The sequence below is a fragment of the Herbiconiux sp. L3-i23 genome, from assembly GCF_023734115.1.
Taxonomy (GTDB): domain Bacteria; phylum Actinomycetota; class Actinomycetes; order Actinomycetales; family Microbacteriaceae; genus Naasia.
The window spans coordinates 236,566-253,140 of record NZ_AP025737.1; the positions used below are offsets into that span (position 1 = coordinate 236,566).

Genomic DNA, 16,575 nt, shown 5'->3' on the forward strand with positions numbered 1-16,575 from the left:
CATCCGACACACCTGGAGAGAGATGACCGACACCCCCACCGCCCCCGCCGTCCCCACGCTCGACGCGATCGCCCGCCCGGGAGGCGGCTTCGCGATGGTCGCCATGGACCAGCGCGAGAGCCTCCGCGCGATGTTCGACGCCGCCGGCGCCGGCCGACCCGACGACGAGGTCCTCATCCGCTTCAAGCTTGACGTCGCCGATGCCCTCGGCGACCTGGCCTCCGGCTTCCTCATCGACCGGCACTACGGCTTCGACCGCGTCCGCGACGGCGGAGTCCTGCCGGCCGATGACGGCCTGATCCTCGCCGCCGACGCCCTGCAGCAGGAGGACGGCGGACCGGTGGAGGAGACCGAGCTCGACGACGTGGTCGTCGGCGGCGAAACCGATCTGACCGGTGTCTCCGCGCTCAAGCTGCTCATCATCTGGCGCCGCGACGAGCGGCGCGAACACCGGGTCGAGCTGGCGCAGCGCTTCATCCAGCGCTCGGCTGAGCTCGGTCTGCTGTCGGTGCTCGAACCCGTCGTCCGTGCGACGCCGGCCGAACTGGACGCCGGCACGTGGGATCTCGACGCGGCGATCCGCGAGGCGGCGCGCGAGCTCTCGCCGCTGCGGCCGAGTCTCTACAAGGCGCAGGTGCCCATGTCGGGCGCGGGAACGCCCGCCGAGCAGCAGGCGGCGAGCGAGGCCCTCGGCGCTGCGATCCAAGGCCCCTGGGTCGTCCTGTCGCAGGGAGTCGAACGCGACCGCTTCCAGGACGCCGTCGAGGCGGCATGCCGTGCGGGAGCGAGCGGTTTGCTCGCCGGCCGGGCGCTGTGGAGCGACGTCGTCGGCGCAGCCGATACCCCCGCTCGACTCCGCGAACTCTCACGGCCGCGACTCGAACGCCTCATCGAGGTCGTCGACGCGTCGGCGCGCCCATGGACGGAGGCCTGATGCCCCGCGTCGGTCTGCTGCACACCGTCCCCGCCCTCGCAGGCTCATTCGACGCCATGCTCAACGGCAGCGATGCCGAGATCGTGCATGTGGTGGACGCGGGGCTGCTCGCCGCGGCGATCGACCACGGAGTCGACGACGCCGTGCGCGCCGAGGTGCTGCGGCACCTGCGCTTCCTCGCCAACGACGGAGCCGACGCGGTGCTCGTCACCTGCTCGTCGATCGGTGAGGCCGTCGAGGCCGCGGCCGCGCAGCTCTCCGTTCCCGTGATCCGCGTCGACGAGCCGATGGCGCACGAGGCGGTCGCGATCGTCCGCGGCGCCGCCGAGGGGCGCGTCCCGCGAGTCGCCGTGCTCGCGACCCTCGACGCGACGCTCGGACCCACCGGACGCCTGCTCGAGCGGGCGGTCGTCGAGGCGGGCGGGGGAGTCGACGTGCAGTCCTCGGTCGTCGCCGAGGCCGCGTCGGCGCGCGCCGCCGGCGACCAGGCCCGACACGACGCCCTCATCCGCGATGCGGCGACAGCGGCCGCCGCATCCGCCGACGTCCTCGTACTCGCGCAGGCCTCCATGGCCGCCGCGGTCGCCGACCTCGAGCTCGGAGTCCCGGTGCTCACCTCGCCCGAGGGTGGAGTCGCCGCCCTTCTCGACGCCGTCCAGGAGGCGCCGGCATGACCGACACCCGCCCCGTCCACCTGCTGACCTACGCCGAGCGCCTCGGCGGGGACCTCGCGGGCGTCGCGCGCCTGCTCGACGGACCGCTCTCCGACTTCGGCGGCGTGCACCTGCTGCCCTTCTTCGTGCCGTTCGACGGCGACGATGCCGGGTTCGATCCCGTCGATCACGCCAGCGTCGACCCGCGGCTCGGCACGTGGGACGACGTCCGCACGATCGCGGCCGACCGCGAGGTCACCGCCGACCTGATCGTCAACCACGTTTCGTCCGGCTCGGCGGAATTCGCCGACTGGCTCGAACGGCAGGAGCTGTCTCCCCACGACGGCATGTTCCTCACCTTCGACACCGTCTTCCCCGACGGCGCGTCCGAAGCGGCGATCACCGCGTTCTACCGGCCCCGCCCGGGCCTGCCCTTCACGGCGTACCGTGCGGCGGACGGGCGCCGCCGCCTGGTCTGGACCACGTTCATGCCGAGCCAGGTCGACCTCGACGTGCGCCATCCGGCCGCCGTCGCCTACCTCGAACGCCTCCTCCGCACCCTCGCCGACGGCGGGGTGACGACCGTGCGCCTCGACGCGGTCGGCTACGCGATCAAGACGCCCGGCAGCGACAGCTTCATGACGGACGAGACGCTCGCGTTCGTCCGGGACATCACGGCGCTCGCCCGCCGACACGGGCTGCGCGTGCTCGTCGAGGTGCACGCCCATTACTCGCAGCAGCTCGCGATCGCGCCGCTCGTCGACCTCGTCTACGACTTCGCGCTGCCGGCGCTGCTGCTGCACTCGCTCGGCACCGGCACGGTCGACCGCCTGACCGAGTGGTTCGCCATCCGCCCTGTCAACGCCATCACAGTGCTCGACACCCACGACGGCATCGGCATCATCGACGCAGGCCCCTCCGCGGAGTCGCCCGGCCTCATCTCGCACGACGAGATGGCGGCGATCTTCGAGCGCGCGAGCGTCGCGACCGTCGGCCACTCGGACATCGCGTCGGTGATCCCCGCGTGGATGACCCTGCCGCACCAGATCAACGCCACCTTCTTCAGTGCGCTCGGCGCCGATCCCACCGCCTACCTGCTGTGCCGCGCGGTGCAGATGTTCGTCCCGGGCGTCCCGCAGATCTACTACGTCGGCCTGCTCGGGGGCGAAGACGACACCGCCCTCTTCGAGCAGACCGGTCAGGGGCGCGACGTCAACCGCCACACCTACTCGCCCGACGAGTTCGAGCGTGCGCTCGGCGAGCCGGTCGCGCAGGCGATCCTCGGACTCGTCCGGCTTCGCAGCCGGCACCCCGCGTTCGACGGGGAGTTCGACTACGAGACCGCCAGTGACGGCGCGCTGTCGATGCGGTGGATCCACGACGCATCGACCGCGCGGCTCGACATCGTCACGGGCCCGACGCCGTCGTTCGTCGTGACGCTCACGGGAGACGAGGGCGAGCGCCGGTTCGACTCGGTCGAGGCGCTCGCCCTCCTCTGATCGTCGGACTCGGTTCCATGATCCGGGTCCGGTCGCCCGCCGTACCGCTCAGACGGTGCGGCGGGCGATGGTTTCCGCGAAGCCGTACGGCGCCAGTTCGACCTCGTCCTGATCGAAGGCCACCGATCCGTCCTCCCAGGCGAGGCTGACGGCAACCGGCTCGCCGCTGGGATTGCGCAGGCGGATCCTCACTCCGCCGTCGGCGAGCGGCCGGAGCTCGGTGAGCACGCGGTCTGCGGGCGAGACGGTGAGTCCGGCTTCCGCGGTCGTGCCGACGATGCCGTCGTAGCCGCGCGAGTGGAGCGGCTGCAGCAGGTCGCGCCCGAACCGGTGCACGGCCTCCTTCGAAACCGTCGCGACGGGGAGGAAGCGGTACCGGTACCGCCACGTGCCGTCCTGGCGGGCCTGGAAGTTCGTGAAGTGCAGGTTGTTCATCAGCCAGCTGTTGATGTGACCGTCGGGCGCCGCGAGCTCCCGCGCCCACCGTCCGGTCTGGAAGTCGCCGAGCTGCACCAGGGGAGCGTCGACCGAGCCCCACAAGACGGCACCGTCCGGTCCGTCGACACCGATGGCGTGCTGGATCGAGTACCAGTCCTTGCTCGTGTCGGGCAGCTGCTCGGCGTCGGCCTCGAACACCGCACCCGCCGTCTCGAGCAGGAACTGCGGGGACCGGATCGCGAACGGGAAGGCGACGAAGATGCTCTCGGGATCGAAGACCTCGGGCTTCACCAGCTCGACCTCGAGTTCGACCAGGTCGCTGTCGTCGAAGACGCGCAGCGTGCTCGTGACGCTGGGAGCCGTCGGCGCCGCGCCCGTCCATCGGATCTCGGTCATTCCGGCGTGCTGCAGCACCTGAGGCGAGCCGTCGCCGGAGGAGACGGATCGATCGAAGATCGGGCCCGGATGGTCCGGGTGGAAGTCCTTCGGGTTGGTCGTCACCATCGGGTGGGTGCTGCCCGCTTCGACCTGCTCGACGACGACGGCGCCGAGGCCGTGGCCCGCGTCCCGGTCGATGAGTTCCCGTCCCGACGCACGGTGCACGAGCGAGACGACGCCTCCGCGGGAGGGATCGACCGTGACCTCGTAACGTCCATTCGCCGCGGAGTCCGCCTCCCGCGTCTCGGGCAGTGACCGGTCGATCGGGACGACCTTCACGCTGAAGGCGGGCACGTCCTCGGCGAGGAAGGTCAGACGCCTCGTGCCGTCGATCTCGACCGTGATGGGCTCGGTTCGATCGACCTCGGTCGGGTTCACGATCGCGATGGAGTCGGACACAGCGTCCCCGCCGTTCCCGCTGGCGGTCAACCGGAAGAGTCCCTCGACGGCGAGGTCGCGGGCGAAGTCGTAGGCCGTGTAGGCGAACGCGGCCTTGCCGTTCCAGTGCGAGAAGCTGAACGTCGAGTACGGCTTCGAGTAGGTCTCCCACGAGCCCCAGGTGTGCTCGTTCCAGAGCATCAGCTGTTCGTCGACCTCGGCGAGATCGTGAGCGATTTCGTCGTCCGATCGGAGACGCACCGGAGCGCGCCGGTATCCCAAGACGGTCGAGAGCGTCGTGTCGCCGTCGCGCTCGCCGCGCAGACGTGCCAAGGCGAGGGACGACTGCGCCGACAGTGCGAGCGACCGAGCCTCCCGATAGACCGCCACCTCGCGGGCTGTCGAACCGTGACCGTGCGACCACCAGTCGGCCCACTCGCCGGAGACGACCGGGATGTCGGCGGCCTCCGCCTGCGGGATCAACAGGTCGAGGGCCGAGTCGATGGTCGCCGTCTCCATCGGGATGTCGGGGTGCGACGCGTTCCAGTGCCGCACCAGCTCGAGGAACAGGGCGGTCGGCCACCGGTTGTCGTTCGCGGCGTGCACCAGCGCGGTGTCGTAGGGGTAGTCGTCCCGCTCGCCGAGACGTTCGATGAAGCGCTCGATGTTCGCAGTGGCGAGGTCCAGGTCGGCGTCGATGATGCCCCACTCCTCGCCGAAGCCGTAGTGGGTCGACAGCCAGACGAAGATGCGCTCACGCGAGGGGGCCTCCCACCAGAAGCCGGTCGGTTGCTCGAACGGCGGCCGCCCGTGGTCGGGGTTCAGCGCCATGACCAGTCGCTCGATGCCGGCCCGTCGCATCGCGGCGACGGAGCCCCACGACAACCCGTTCACGTCGCCGTGCTGCTGGGTGCGCACCGGGATCCCCGCCTCCGCGAATGCGCCGAGCAGGTCGTAGGTTGCGTCGAGCTCCTGCTGCGAGGCCAACTGCGTCGGGTTCAGATAACCGCCCGTGACGGCGATCGCCCCCTCGTCGACACGGTGACGCAGGCGGGCGACGTCTCGTTCGGAGGCGGTGCGGAGAAATCCCAGTGAAGGGCGGGACACTTCGAAGGTCCAACGGAAACCGTCGGGTCCCTCGGTGCCGTGCGCATCGGCGAGATCGAGCACCTCGTGCACGATCTGTCGATGCATGCGATCGATGATGCGCGGGCTGTTGGTGTAGCCGACATCGTGATGCGTGTGGCCGACGAGGACGATTCTTCTGATGGCGCTCACGGAGCTCCTTTGCCCATGGATTCTGAGAACGATTCCACATCATCGTAGTGAGGCTGCAGAGGCAGAAACAACTAGAGATCCGCGGAAAGTCGCGGCAGTGCAGGAGAAGTGTGCGCGAAGGGGTTGTCAATAACGACGCCCTCAGTCATACTCCACCTGGGAAGGATTCCATGCCCCAGGCGTGGGTCGCCCCTCCGTCTGTGCGAGGACGCCTGGCGGATCTCTCCTGAGAGGAAAAGACATGAAGAAGAGGCAGAGGGTTCTTCTCGCTGCGACGGCTGTCCTGTCCGTCGCCGCGCTGACGGCCTGTGGATCAGGAGGGGGCAACACCGCAGCAGATGTTGACTTCTCCGCGGAGCCCACCGGCACGCTGAACGCGTGGGGCTTCGAGAACGCCGACGACGTCGGCCAGTCGCGTATCGATTTCGCGGCCGAGCAGCTCCCCGACGTGGAGGTCGAGCTCGACGCGACCGCGTTCGACGCTCAGAAGTTCACCGCCGCGACCGCGAGCGGCAACGTCCCCGACGTGGTGCAGATGAGCGCCCGCTTCGTGGGCACCTATGCGGCCCGCAACCTGATCGTGCCGCTCGACGAGTGCTACGCGCAGAACGACGTGGACAAGAGCCACTGGTACGAGTCGGTCATGGGCGATGTCACCTACGACGGCGAGATCTACGCCGTGCCGCAGTTCTACCAGCCCCCGGCGATCATCGTGAACACGCCGCTGCTCGAGCAGGCGGGCCTCACCCTCGACGACATCGACACCTCCGACCGCGAGGGCCTCCTCGCCGCGGTGACCGCGATGTACGCCGAGACCGGTGGCAACCCGTCGACCCTGGGACTCGACCCGGCTCTGCCCGGCAACGCGGGTCTGTGGATGCTCGGTGCGGGCGGAACGATCATCGACGACGAGGGTCGTCCGACGATCGACGACCCGACCAACGTCGAGACGCTCACGTACCTCAAGGAGCTGATGGACGCTCAGGGCGGCTACGCCAAGATCAAGAGCTTCATCGACACGTTCGACACCTTCGGTGCCGAGAACCAGTACGTGAAGAACCAGGTCGCGGGTCAGATCAACCAGCAGTGGTACCCGAACGTCCTCGCCGAGAACTCGCCTGAGCTGAGCCTCAACGCGGTTCCGTTCAAGGACTCCGACGGCAACAACTTCACCGTCTCGTCGGGCACCGCGTTCGTCATCCCCGTCGGGGCGAAGAACCCGGCCGCCGCGTGCGCGTGGATGCTGAACCTCACCTCGAACGACGCGTGGATGGCCGCCGGCCAGGCTCGTGCCGACAACATCGCCGCCGAGCCGGGTCGCATCAACACCGGTCTGTTCACGGGTTCGCCCGAGGCCGACCAGATGATCCGCGACGAGTACGTGGTTCCGACCGGTAGCGAGAGCTTCGACCAGATCATCGCCACCTACTACGACGTGGTCGGCAGCGGCCAGTCGTACGGTTCGTCGGCCGCCGGTCTCGAGATCCAGACGGAGCTCGAGAACGCCGTGGTCGCCGCGCTGAACGGTGAGAAGACGCCGGAGGAGGCTCTGGCCGACGGCCAGGCCGCCGCGGAGCGCGCCTACGACGAGGCCACCGCAGCCGGCTGATCCAGCTGAGCAAGAGGGAGGGGCGGCGCCGCAAGGCGCCGCCCCTCCTGCGTTGTGAAGGACCTCGCTCCGCAACGACTGATCTTTCTTCCTGGTCGCTGAGGAGGCCGTTCACGGCCGTCGCGATGCGACATGAGTTCTGGGTTGGCCGCTGTGGGGGATCTGCGGCTGGTGTCATTTCGCGACGGGCCTGGCGGCCCTCCTCAATGACCAGTGGGGCTCTTCGCTCGCGCGCCGTCGGACGTCGCTCCGCTACGACTGTCCTCTCCTTCTGGTCGCTGAGGAGGCCGTTCACGGCCGTCGCGATGCGACACGGGTTCTGGGTTCGCCGCTGCGGGGCATCTGCGGCCGGTGTCATCTCGCGACGGGCCTGGCGGCCCTCCTCAATGACCAGTGGGGCTCTTCTCGCGTGCCGTTGGATGTCGCTCCGCGACGACTGTCGTCTCCTTTTGGTCGCTGAGGAGGCCGTTCGCGGCCGTCGCGATGCGACATGAGTTCTGAGTTCGCCGCTGCGGGGGATTTGCGGCTGGTGTCATTTCGCTACGGGCCTGGCGGCCCTCCTCAACGACCAGTGAGGCTCTTCGCTCGCGCGCCGTCGGACGTCGCTCCGCGACGACTGTCCTCTCCTCCTGGTCGCTGAGGAGGCCGTTCACGGCCGTCGCGATGCGACATGAGTTCTGCGTTCGCCGCTGCGGGGGGATCTGCGGCTGGTGTCATTTCGCGACGGGCCTGGCGGCCCTCCTCAATGACCACGGAATGTCCTCCTCGGCTCCGCTCTCAACGCATCCATCCACGAAACGATGCGGCGAGGCTCTTGCCGACGAGCCGTTCGGCTTCCCTGGCCTCATGAAGAAGGGCTGGGTGTACATCCTCGAGTGTTCCGACGCGACCCTTTACGTCGGGAGCACGAGTCACCTCGAGATGCGGATCCGGCAGCACCTGCAAGGCGAGGGCGCCGCCTACACGCGGTCGCGTCGACCCGTCCGACTGCTCTGGGTAGGGGAGTTCGACCGAGTCGACGACGCGTTCGCCTTTGAGAAGAAGCTGCAGGGCTGGAGTCGTGCGAAGAAAATCGCACTGATCGAGGCCGCGCAGTCCGATCGGTTCAAGGCCGCGTCGCGGAGAGGTGTCCGTCCCTCGACGAGTCATGTCTCGACGGCGCACCTCCCCACGATCGACATCGGGGTGTAGCTGCTCAGCGGGGGGCCGGGCCGCCTTCCATGCCCGTCGAGGCCTGCTGGGTGACGCTGCCTGCGTAGTCGGTCTCCGGGTCGCGGTAGATGGTGTGGATGTGACCCCAGCCCGACGTGACGTACCCACTCACATCGGCGCCGGCCGAGCCCTGCTGGTTCGAGAACTCGATGTAGACATCCGGTCCGGAGATCTGGAAGTAGATGCCGTCGCCCTGAGTCATGTCGTACACCGTCGCCCCGGACCAGTTGACATACGTCTCGTCGAGGGTCGCCTCGATCTCGGCCAACGCGGTGGCGGTGGTCTCCTCGTCGGAGAGCCCGACCCAGTTCGCGATCACCGCAAGCAGCAGCTGCTTCTGCTCGTCGGTCAGCTCAGAGGCCGCGAGCCCGGTGCCCGTCGGGTAGTCGCAGGTGTCGCCGGGGGCGCAGACCAGGTTGCTCACCTCGGTGCCCTGGTAGAGCTCGGCCTTCTGGTCGTCGGTGAGGCTGTCGTAGAAGGCGAACGCCGTCTCGTACATGCCGGCGAGCGGCTGCACCTCGTTGCCCTCGGAGTCGGTGTAGACCGCTGGCTGCGACCCGAGATGCGTCGGCGCGAAGGTCACCGAGTCGGCGGTGCCGTCGAGGGTCGCGTTGATGCCGAGGTGGTGCCCGCCGAACTGGACCTCGAAGGCGCTGGTGTCGGAAGGGTCGCCGAAGAAGGCGATGTAGTACTGGCCGAGCGAGTCCTCGGTGCTGCTGCTGTTCTCCAGCAGGAACTCGTCGCCGCCGATGATGCCGGTCACCGTCTCGTAGCCCGCATCGCTGAGCAGGGCTTCGAGCACCGCCATCGCCGCGGTCCTCTGTTCGGCGGTGAGGTCCTCGAGATTGAGTCCCGCGCGCTCGACGAAGGTCACCGGGAAGTTCGACCACGAGGTCGTCTTCGTCTTGTCGTCGTAGGAGTAGAGGACCTGCTCGCGTTGCTCGTCGGTCAAGGTGGCGAGGAACGCCTCGGCGGCAGCCGTGGTGTCGACGACGGTCTGCTCGGTGGTCGTCGCCGGGGCCGAGGTCGACGCGACCTCGGACGTGGTCACCGTCGACTCGTTTGCGACGGTCGCGGATCCGGTCGCGGTGGTCGCGCATCCGCTCAGGGTGAGACCGCCGATCAGGAGCATGGAGGTGATGAGGAGGGGCCGGGCGCGGCGTCGGTGGAGGCCGCTCGAGTTGTCTCCGTGATCGCTCATGCGGTCGACGGTAGGCAGGAACGCTTTGCGTCCCCGATGCGCTCCCTATGTGGCCCCGATGCAATGCCTGAGGAGGCTAGGCCTTCGTATCGCTTCGCTCAACGGGCGGCGGTGGACAACGGGAGAGGGCCCCGCGCCGAAGCGCGAGGCCCTCTCCGTTACCGCGATGGGCTCAGCCCTTGCGGCCCTGGGTCGCGATTCCTTCGATGAAGTAGCGCTGACCGAAGGCGAACAGGATCAGCATCGGCAGCGTCACCAGCAGCGCCGCGACCATGACCAGCTGGTAGTCACCGTGTCCGCCGTTGGTCGGGGAGAACACGGTCATCGCGTAGGAGATACCGAGCGGGACCGTGAAGTTTTCGGGCGAACCGAAGTTCAGGTAGATCAGCGGTGCCTGCAAGTTGTTCCAGCTCGCCTGGAACTCGAAGATGAACACGATGATGAACGACGGGATCGACAGCGGCGCCGCGATCTTCCAGAACATCCGCCAGTAGCTCGCGCCGTCGACGCGCGCGGCCTCGAACAGCTCCCGCGGCAGCCCCAGGAAGAACTGGCGCTGCAGGAAGATGTAGAACGCCGACCCGAAGAGGTTCGCGCCCCACAGCGGGATGTTCGTGCCGACGAGGCCGACGTTGTTCCAGATCAGGTAGGTTGGGATCAGCGTGACCGCACCGGGGAGCATCATCGTCGCGAGGACCAGCGCGAAGAGCTGGTTTCGGAACGGGAACTTGAAGTACGCGAACCCGAACGCGACGATCGAGCTCGAGATGGTCACGAAACCGGCCGCGAGCACTGCGATCAGGAGGCTGTTGCCCATCCAGCTGAGCAGCGGCAGCTCGTTGAACACCTGGACGTAGTTCTCGGGAACGAGGGTGTTCGGAATGAGCCGGTTGTCGAAGACCTCGCCGCGCGGCTTGAGGCTTGCGGACAGCAGCCACGCGAACGGGTACAGGAACGCGAGCGAGAACAACCCGAGCAGGACCCACAGGGCGACCTTGCCGACGATGCTCGTGATGCTGCGGCCGGGCTTCAGCGGGTCGCCGCCGGTCTCCCGGACCGAGAGGGCCTGGCTCTGGACGGTGACGTTGCCGGATGGCGTGCCGATGGCGGTCACTTGTCATCCCCCTCGTAGTAGACGAACCGGTTGCCGTAGCGGAACTGGAAGAAGGTGATGATCGCGATGATCACGAACAGCAGCCACGCCATCGCCGACGCGAAGCCGAAGTTGAACTGCCGGAACGCCTGCTGGAACAGGTACACCGCGTAGAACAGGGACGATTCGGGTGCCGCGCTGGTCTGGTCGCGCCAGAACAGCAGGAACGCCTGGTCGAAGACCTGCAGAGCAGCGATGGTGAGCACCAGCACGTTGAAGAAGATCGAACCGGAGATCATCGGCAGCGTGATGGTGAAGAATTGACGCACCGGGCCGGCCCCGTCGAGCGACGCGACCTCGTAGAGGTCGCGGGGCACGTTCTTCAGCGCGGCGAGGAAGATGACCATCGTGCCGCTGACGCCCCAGAGCGTCATGATCACGATCGACGGCTTCACCCAGTTGGGGTCGGTCAGCCACTGCGGGCCCTGGATGCCGATGAAGGCGAGCCCCTGGTTGATGGCGCCGTAGTTGCCGTTCAACAGCAGGAGGAAGACCGAGGCGGTCGCGACCGACGGGGTCATCTTCGGCAGGTAGAACAGGGTGCGGAAGACGCCGGCACCGCGTCCGACCCGGTTCAGCAGCATGGCGAGGAACAGCGCGAAGATGATCTCGAGCGGCACTGCCATGACGGCGAAGAACAGCGTGTTCGACAGCGCGGTGAACACCTTCGGCTCTTCGAACAGACGCTCGTAGTTGGCGAAGCCGACGGGGGTCGCCGTGTCGGTCGCGAGCTGGTAGTTCGAGAACGAGATGACGAGGCTGTAGATCATCGCGCCGAGCGTGAAGATCAGGAAGCCGACGATCCAGGGGCTGATGAAGAGGAAACCGGCGGTCGCTTCACGACGGTTGTACTTCTGCTTGAACTTCGGCGGCTTGGCCGGCTTGTCGTCGGCGGGGGTGGCGGCCGCGGGACGCTCGGCGACGGCGGTCACCGTCGTGCCTCTCGTCCCTCGGATCGCTTCGGCGGCTGCGTGCCGTCGGCGCGTGTTGGCTCCATCGTCAATCCTCTCGGAACGCCGGCGTTCCTCATCGGGTGTGGCATCGATTCCACACAAGGTGACTATAAGTCGCGACCCACCCTCGTGCAAGCCGCGAAGGAGCGCTGACAGGCAGATGATAGGGCGCTGACCTGCGTGCCGGACGTGGGCACGCGACAGTGGCCCTGGGCGAACACCGGTCGGCGGTCAGCGAGCCGGTCGTAGGCTCCTCGGGTGAGTTTCGGGCAGGCGGGCAGACCGCGTCGAGGAGTGGCGTCGCAGGACGTCGAGGCGCAGCGTGCCGCGAACGCATCGGCGCCCCAGGTCGACCACCTGCTCCGCCGCATCGCGCGCCTCTTCACCCCGCACAAGGCCATGCTCGCGCTCACGATCACGCTCGTGTTGATCGATGCCGGACTCACCGTCCTGCCTCCGCTGCTCACCGAGCAGGCCTTCGACCGCGGGCTGTTCCCGGCAGGCGGCCCGAACGTGCCGGTGCTGCTCGAGATCGTCGGTCTGATGGTGCTCATCTGGATCGTCTCGGCGGGGCTCGGCATCTGGCAGACCTATCTCACGGCGAACGTCGGCACCAAGGTCATGGGCGCCATGCGGGTCGACCTGTTCCGTCACCTGCAGGGCATGGAGCTCGGCTTCTTCACCCGCACGAAGACCGGCGTCATCCAGTCGCGTCTCGCGAACGACGTCGGCGGGGTCGCCGGCGTGCTGAGCAACACCGTCTCGAGCGTCGTCGGCAACGTCGTCACCGTCACCGCTGCGCTGGTGGCGATGCTGCTGCTCAGCTGGCAGTTGACGCTCGTGGCCGTCGTCCTCCTCCCCGTCCTCGCATTGGCGCAGCGCCGCGTCGGCCGGGTCCGTGCGCGCATCGCGACGCAGACGCAGGAGTCGCTGTCCGACATGACGGCGATCACGCAGGAGTCGCTGAGCGTCTCCGGCATCCTGCTCGCGAAGAGCTTCGGTCGTCAGGGCAGCGAGACCGAGCGCTACGCGCAGCAGAACCGGCGGCAGATCTTCCTGCAGGTGCGGCAGGCGATGAGCGGTCAGGGCTTCTTCGCCCTGGTGCAGATCTTCCTCTCGGTCGTCCCCGCCGCCATCTACCTGGTGTCCGCCTACCTCATCACCGGGGGAGTCGACATCACGGCGGGAACGATCGTCGCGTTCACGACGGTGCAGGCCCGCCTGATGTGGCCGCTGCTCGGCCTCATGCGCGTCGCCCTCGACCTGCAGACGTCGGGTGCGCTGTTCGCTCGCATCTTCGAGTACTTCGACCTGAAGCCGGCGATCGCCGAACCGGCGTCGCCGCAGGCCATCACCGCCGCCGACCCGATCGGGAAGGTGGAGTACGACGACGTGCACTTCGCCTATCCGGACCAGACCGAGGAGGGTCGCGAGACGCTCGCCGGGGTGTCCTTCACGGCGGAGCCGGGCGAGCACGTCGCCTTCGTCGGGTCCTCCGGCGCCGGCAAAACGACCATCGGATACCTCCTGCCGCGTCTCTACGACGTCACCGGGGGAGCGGTGCGGGTGTCGGGGCACGACGTGCGCGACCTACTGCAGGACGACCTGCGGGCGCAGATCGGCATCGTGAGCCAGGAAACCTACCTCTTCCACGCGACCATCCGCGAGAACCTGCTCTACGCCGATCCCGACGCGACCGAGGAGCGGATGCGCGAAGCCGCGGAGGCCGCCGCGATCGCCGGGACCATCGAGTCGTTCCCCGACGGCTACGACACCGTCGTCGGCGAACGCGGCTACCGGCTGTCAGGCGGGGAGAAGCAGCGCATCGCGATCGCGCGGGTGCTGCTCAAGAACCCTCCGATCCTGATGCTCGACGAGGCGACCAGCGCCCTCGACTCGGTGTCCGAGCGCGCCGTGCAGGAGGCGCTCGACCGGCTCTCCGCAGGCCGCACCACGATCACGATCGCGCACCGGCTCTCCACCGTCGTCGACGCGGACGTCATTCACGTCGTCGACAAGGGCCGCATCGTCGAGAGCGGCACCCACGCCGAGCTGCTCGAGCGCGGCGGCGCCTACTTCGAGCTCGCCGTCCGCCAGGGGCTGCGCGAACCCGTGTGAGCGGGCGGGCCAGGAGACCCGCTAGCATGGGCCTCGTGTTCGTGACGTGTTGTTGTCGCTGCCGCTAGACGCCAGCCAACCTCTGTCCTGCCGCCCAGCCGTCGACGACTCCGCTCGACCCGGGCCCGGCCTCACACGAAAGCTCTCATGAAGTACGCGAACTCCGTGCTCGACCTCATCGGCGGCACCCCTCTCGTCAAGCTCAACCGCGTCACCGACGGCATCGCCGCCACGGTGCTCGCGAAGGTCGAGTACGTCAATCCGGGCGGCTCATCGAAGGACCGCATCGCGGTCAACATCATCGACGCCGCCGAGAAGGCGGGGCTGCTGAAGCCCGGCGGCACGATCGTCGAACCGACTTCCGGCAACACCGGGGTGGGGCTCGCGCTCGTAGCGCAGCAGCGCGGATACCGCTGCGTGTTCGTCGTCCCCGACAAGGTCGGCGAGGACAAGCGCAACGTGCTCACCGCGTACGGCGCCGAGGTCGTCGTGACACCGACGTCCGTCGCCCCCGACGATCCCGAGTCGTATTACAGCGTCTCCGATCGCCTCGCCCGCGAGATCCCCGGCGCGTTCAAGCCCAATCAGTACGCGAACCCGAACGGTCCGCGGTCGCACTACGAGACGACCGGGCCCGAGATCTGGAACGACACCGACGGGCGCATCACCCACTTCGTCGCGGGCGTCGGCACCGGCGGCACCATCAGCGGCACCGGTCGGTACCTCAAAGAGATCTCCGATGGGCGCGTCCAGGTGATCGGCGCCGACCCCGAAGGCTCCGTCTACTCGGGCGGGACCGGCCGGCCCTACCTCGTCGAGGGTGTTGGCGAGGACTTCTGGCCGAGCGCCTACGACCCCTCGGTCGTCGACCGCGTCATCGCGAAGAGCGACCAGGAATCGTTCGACCTCACCCTCCGACTCGCCCGCGAAGAGGGGCTCCTCGTCGGCGGATCCAGCGGCCTCGCCGTCGCGGTCGCCCTCGAGGTGGCCGCCGAACTGCCGCCCGACGCGGTCGTCGTCACCCTGCTGCCCGATGGCGGACGCGGCTACCTCGGCAAGATCTTCAGCGACCGGTGGATGCGCTCCTACGGGTTCGCGCAGCTCGGCGACGAGAAGTCGGTGGGCGACATCGTCCGCGCCAAGACCGGGAAGACACCCGGCCTCGTCTACGCGACGCCCGACGCGACGGTGCGCGACGCCATCGCCACCCTCGAGCGCTACGACGTGTCCCAGCTGCTGGTGCTCAAGAACGAGCCGCCCGTCGTGATGGGCGAGGTCGTCGGCGCCATCAGCGAGCGCGAACTGCTCGACCTCGTCTTCAGCGGACGCGCGGCGCTCGCCGATGCGGTTGCGCCCTTCGTCGGCGAGACGCTGCCGCTCATCGGCATCGGCGAGCCCGTCTCCGCCGCCCGCGCGGCGCTCGGCGCATCCGACGCCCTCCTCGTCACCGACGGCGGGAAGCCGACCGCGGTGCTCACCCGCTCAGACCTGCTCACCTTCCTGTCGGAATGACCTCCGGCCCAGAACACGGGAGTTCCACCATGCCCGAAGACGCCGACTACGGCTTCAGCACCCGCGCCATCCGCGCCGGCCAGCATTTCGACCCCACCACCGGCGCGGTCGTGCCGCCGATCTACCAGACCTCCACCTTCGTCCAGGACGGTATCGGCGGGCTGCGCGAAGGCTACGAGTACGCACGCAGCGGCAACCCGACGCGGGACTCGCTGCAGGTGCTGCTCGCCTCGCTCGAGCAGGCCGAGCACGGCATCGCCTTCGCCTCGGGTCTCGCCGCCGAGGACGCGCTGCTGCGCGCGGCCCTGCAGCCCGGCGACCACCTGATCCTGGGCAACGACGTCTACGGCGGCACCCACCGACTGCTACACCGACTCCACGTGCCGGCGGGGGTCGAAGTCACCACGGTCGAGATGAGCGACTCCGACGCGGTGCGGGCCGCGGTGCGGCCGAGCACCCGCATGGTCTGGGTCGAGACCCCGAGCAACCCGCTGATGAAGATCACCGACATCGCGACCCTCGCGGCGATCGGTCACGAAGCCGGCGCGATCGTCGTCGTCGACAACACCTTCGCGTCACCCGCGCTGCAGCGCCCGCTGGCGCTCGGTGCCGACGTGGTCGTGCACTCGACCACGAAGTACATCGGCGGGCACTCCGATGTGCTGGGTGGCGCCGTGCTGACGAGCGACGACGAGCTGGCCGAGAAGATCCGGTTCATCCAGTTCGCCGCCGGCGCGGTGCTCGCCCCGTTCGAGGCCTGGCTGACCGTGCGCGGCATCAAGACCCTTGCGGTGCGCATGGATCGGCACTCGAGCAACGCCCTCGCCATCGCCGAGCACTTCGCCGACCATCCCGCCATCGAGCGGGTCTACTACCCCGGCCTCGCCTCGCATCCCGGGCACGAGATCGCGGCGGCGCAGATGTCGGCGTTCGGCGGCATGATCTCGGTCGCGCTGGCCGGGGGAGAGGCGGCGGCCCGTACGTTCGCCGAGTCGACCGAGCTCTTCCAGCTCGCCGAGTCGCTCGGCGGCGTCGAGTCGCTGATCGGCTACCCCAGCGAGATGACTCACGCGTCGGTGCGCGGTACCCCGCTCGAGGTCGCGCCGAACATCGTGCGCCTCTCGGTCGGCATCGAAGAGGTCGGCGACCTCATCGCGGACCTCGAAACGGCGCTGCCCCGCTCCTGACCGCGTCGCGGT

General features: G+C 68.5%; 12 protein-coding genes. 8 read left to right on the top strand and 4 right to left on the bottom strand.

What is annotated here, in order from left to right; translation table 11 throughout:
- Positions 1-22: 22 nt before the first annotated feature.
- Genes NGH83_RS01245 through gtfA form a run of 3 tightly spaced genes read left to right on the top strand, consistent with a single transcriptional unit; the run spans position 23 to position 3,086 of the window.
- The gene (locus NGH83_RS01245; protein WP_251857269.1) at positions 23-934 is read left to right on the top strand and encodes a hypothetical protein; all 912 of its coding nucleotides are present in this window, start codon (positions 23-25) and stop codon (positions 932-934) included.
- On the top strand, positions 934-1,608 hold the full coding sequence (locus NGH83_RS01250; RefSeq protein ID WP_251857270.1) for an aspartate/glutamate racemase family protein: 675 nt from the start codon (positions 934-936) through the stop codon (positions 1,606-1,608). Before NGH83_RS01245 ends, NGH83_RS01250 begins: the two co-directional genes overlap by 1 nt.
- Positions 1,605-3,086 (top strand): sucrose phosphorylase, encoded by a 1,482-nt coding sequence (gtfA, locus tag NGH83_RS01255; protein WP_251857271.1) that lies wholly within the window; start codon positions 1,605-1,607, stop codon positions 3,084-3,086. The genes NGH83_RS01250 and gtfA overlap by 4 nt, the downstream gene beginning before the upstream one ends.
- A gap of 48 nt (positions 3,087-3,134) precedes the next feature.
- On the opposite strand, the gene NGH83_RS01260 is transcribed toward gtfA, so the two are convergent.
- Positions 3,135-5,618, bottom strand: coding sequence for a hypothetical protein (locus NGH83_RS01260; RefSeq protein WP_251857272.1), 2,484 nt, complete (start codon positions 5,616-5,618; stop codon positions 3,135-3,137).
- A 241-nt stretch (positions 5,619-5,859) separates the two neighbouring features.
- Here NGH83_RS01260 and NGH83_RS01265 point away from each other — a divergent pair, with 241 nt between their 5' ends.
- Together NGH83_RS01265 and NGH83_RS01270 are read left to right on the top strand one after the other, a co-directional pair.
- On the top strand, positions 5,860-7,227 hold the full coding sequence (locus tag NGH83_RS01265) for an ABC transporter substrate-binding protein (RefSeq protein WP_251857273.1): 1,368 nt from the start codon (positions 5,860-5,862) through the stop codon (positions 7,225-7,227).
- Between the two features lie 846 nt (positions 7,228-8,073).
- Positions 8,074-8,418 (top strand): GIY-YIG nuclease family protein, encoded by a 345-nt coding sequence (locus tag NGH83_RS01270; RefSeq protein WP_251857274.1) that lies wholly within the window; start codon positions 8,074-8,076, stop codon positions 8,416-8,418.
- A 4-nt stretch (positions 8,419-8,422) separates the two neighbouring features.
- Here the strand turns inward: NGH83_RS01270 and NGH83_RS01275 are convergent, their stop codons facing one another.
- The 3 genes from NGH83_RS01275 to NGH83_RS01285 all read right to left on the bottom strand — a co-directional run bounded on the left by NGH83_RS01275 (position 8,423) and on the right by NGH83_RS01285 (position 11,725).
- Positions 8,423-9,640 carry a DUF3500 domain-containing protein gene (locus NGH83_RS01275; RefSeq protein ID WP_251857275.1) on the bottom strand — a complete coding sequence of 406 codons (1,218 nt, stop codon included), beginning with the start codon at positions 9,638-9,640 and terminating at the stop codon, positions 8,423-8,425.
- 172 nt (positions 9,641-9,812) lie between these two features.
- A complete protein-coding gene (locus NGH83_RS01280) occupies positions 9,813-10,673 on the bottom strand; it encodes a carbohydrate ABC transporter permease (RefSeq protein WP_371872806.1) in 861 nt (286 codons plus the stop codon).
- 77 nt (positions 10,674-10,750) lie between these two features.
- The gene (locus tag NGH83_RS01285) at positions 10,751-11,725 is read right to left on the bottom strand and encodes a carbohydrate ABC transporter permease (RefSeq protein ID WP_251857277.1); all 975 of its coding nucleotides are present in this window, start codon (positions 11,723-11,725) and stop codon (positions 10,751-10,753) included.
- Between the two features lie 420 nt (positions 11,726-12,145).
- Between NGH83_RS01285 and NGH83_RS01290 the strand changes: the two genes are divergently transcribed.
- The 3 genes from NGH83_RS01290 to NGH83_RS01300 all read left to right on the top strand — a co-directional run bounded on the left by NGH83_RS01290 (position 12,146) and on the right by NGH83_RS01300 (position 16,563).
- Positions 12,146-13,864, top strand: coding sequence for an ABC transporter ATP-binding protein (locus NGH83_RS01290; RefSeq protein ID WP_251858571.1), 1,719 nt, complete (start codon positions 12,146-12,148; stop codon positions 13,862-13,864).
- Between the two features lie 147 nt (positions 13,865-14,011).
- Positions 14,012-15,376 carry a cystathionine beta-synthase gene (locus tag NGH83_RS01295; protein WP_251857278.1) on the top strand — a complete coding sequence of 455 codons (1,365 nt, stop codon included), beginning with the start codon at positions 14,012-14,014 and terminating at the stop codon, positions 15,374-15,376.
- A gap of 29 nt (positions 15,377-15,405) precedes the next feature.
- Entirely contained in the window at positions 15,406-16,563 is a 1,158-nt protein-coding gene (locus tag NGH83_RS01300; RefSeq protein ID WP_251857279.1) for a cystathionine gamma-synthase, read from the top strand.
- Positions 16,564-16,575: the final 12 nt, after the last annotated feature.

Coding starts and splice junctions, on each gene's coding strand:
- NGH83_RS01245 (WP_251857269.1), top strand. CDS start 23: ATGACCGACACCCCCACCGCCCCCGCCGTCCCCACGCTCGACGCGATC.
- NGH83_RS01250 (WP_251857270.1), top strand. CDS start 934: ATGCCCCGCGTCGGTCTGCTGCACACCGTCCCCGCCCTCGCAGGCTCA.
- gtfA (WP_251857271.1), top strand. CDS start 1,605: ATGACCGACACCCGCCCCGTCCACCTGCTGACCTACGCCGAGCGCCTC.
- NGH83_RS01265 (WP_251857273.1), top strand. CDS start 5,860: ATGAAGAAGAGGCAGAGGGTTCTTCTCGCTGCGACGGCTGTCCTGTCC.
- NGH83_RS01270 (WP_251857274.1), top strand. CDS start 8,074: ATGAAGAAGGGCTGGGTGTACATCCTCGAGTGTTCCGACGCGACCCTT.
- NGH83_RS01275 (WP_251857275.1), bottom strand. CDS start 9,640: ATGAGCGATCACGGAGACAACTCGAGCGGCCTCCACCGACGCCGCGCC.
- NGH83_RS01290 (WP_251858571.1), top strand. CDS start 12,146: ATGCTCGCGCTCACGATCACGCTCGTGTTGATCGATGCCGGACTCACC.
- NGH83_RS01295 (WP_251857278.1), top strand. CDS start 14,012: ATGAAGTACGCGAACTCCGTGCTCGACCTCATCGGCGGCACCCCTCTC.
- NGH83_RS01300 (WP_251857279.1), top strand. CDS start 15,406: ATGCCCGAAGACGCCGACTACGGCTTCAGCACCCGCGCCATCCGCGCC.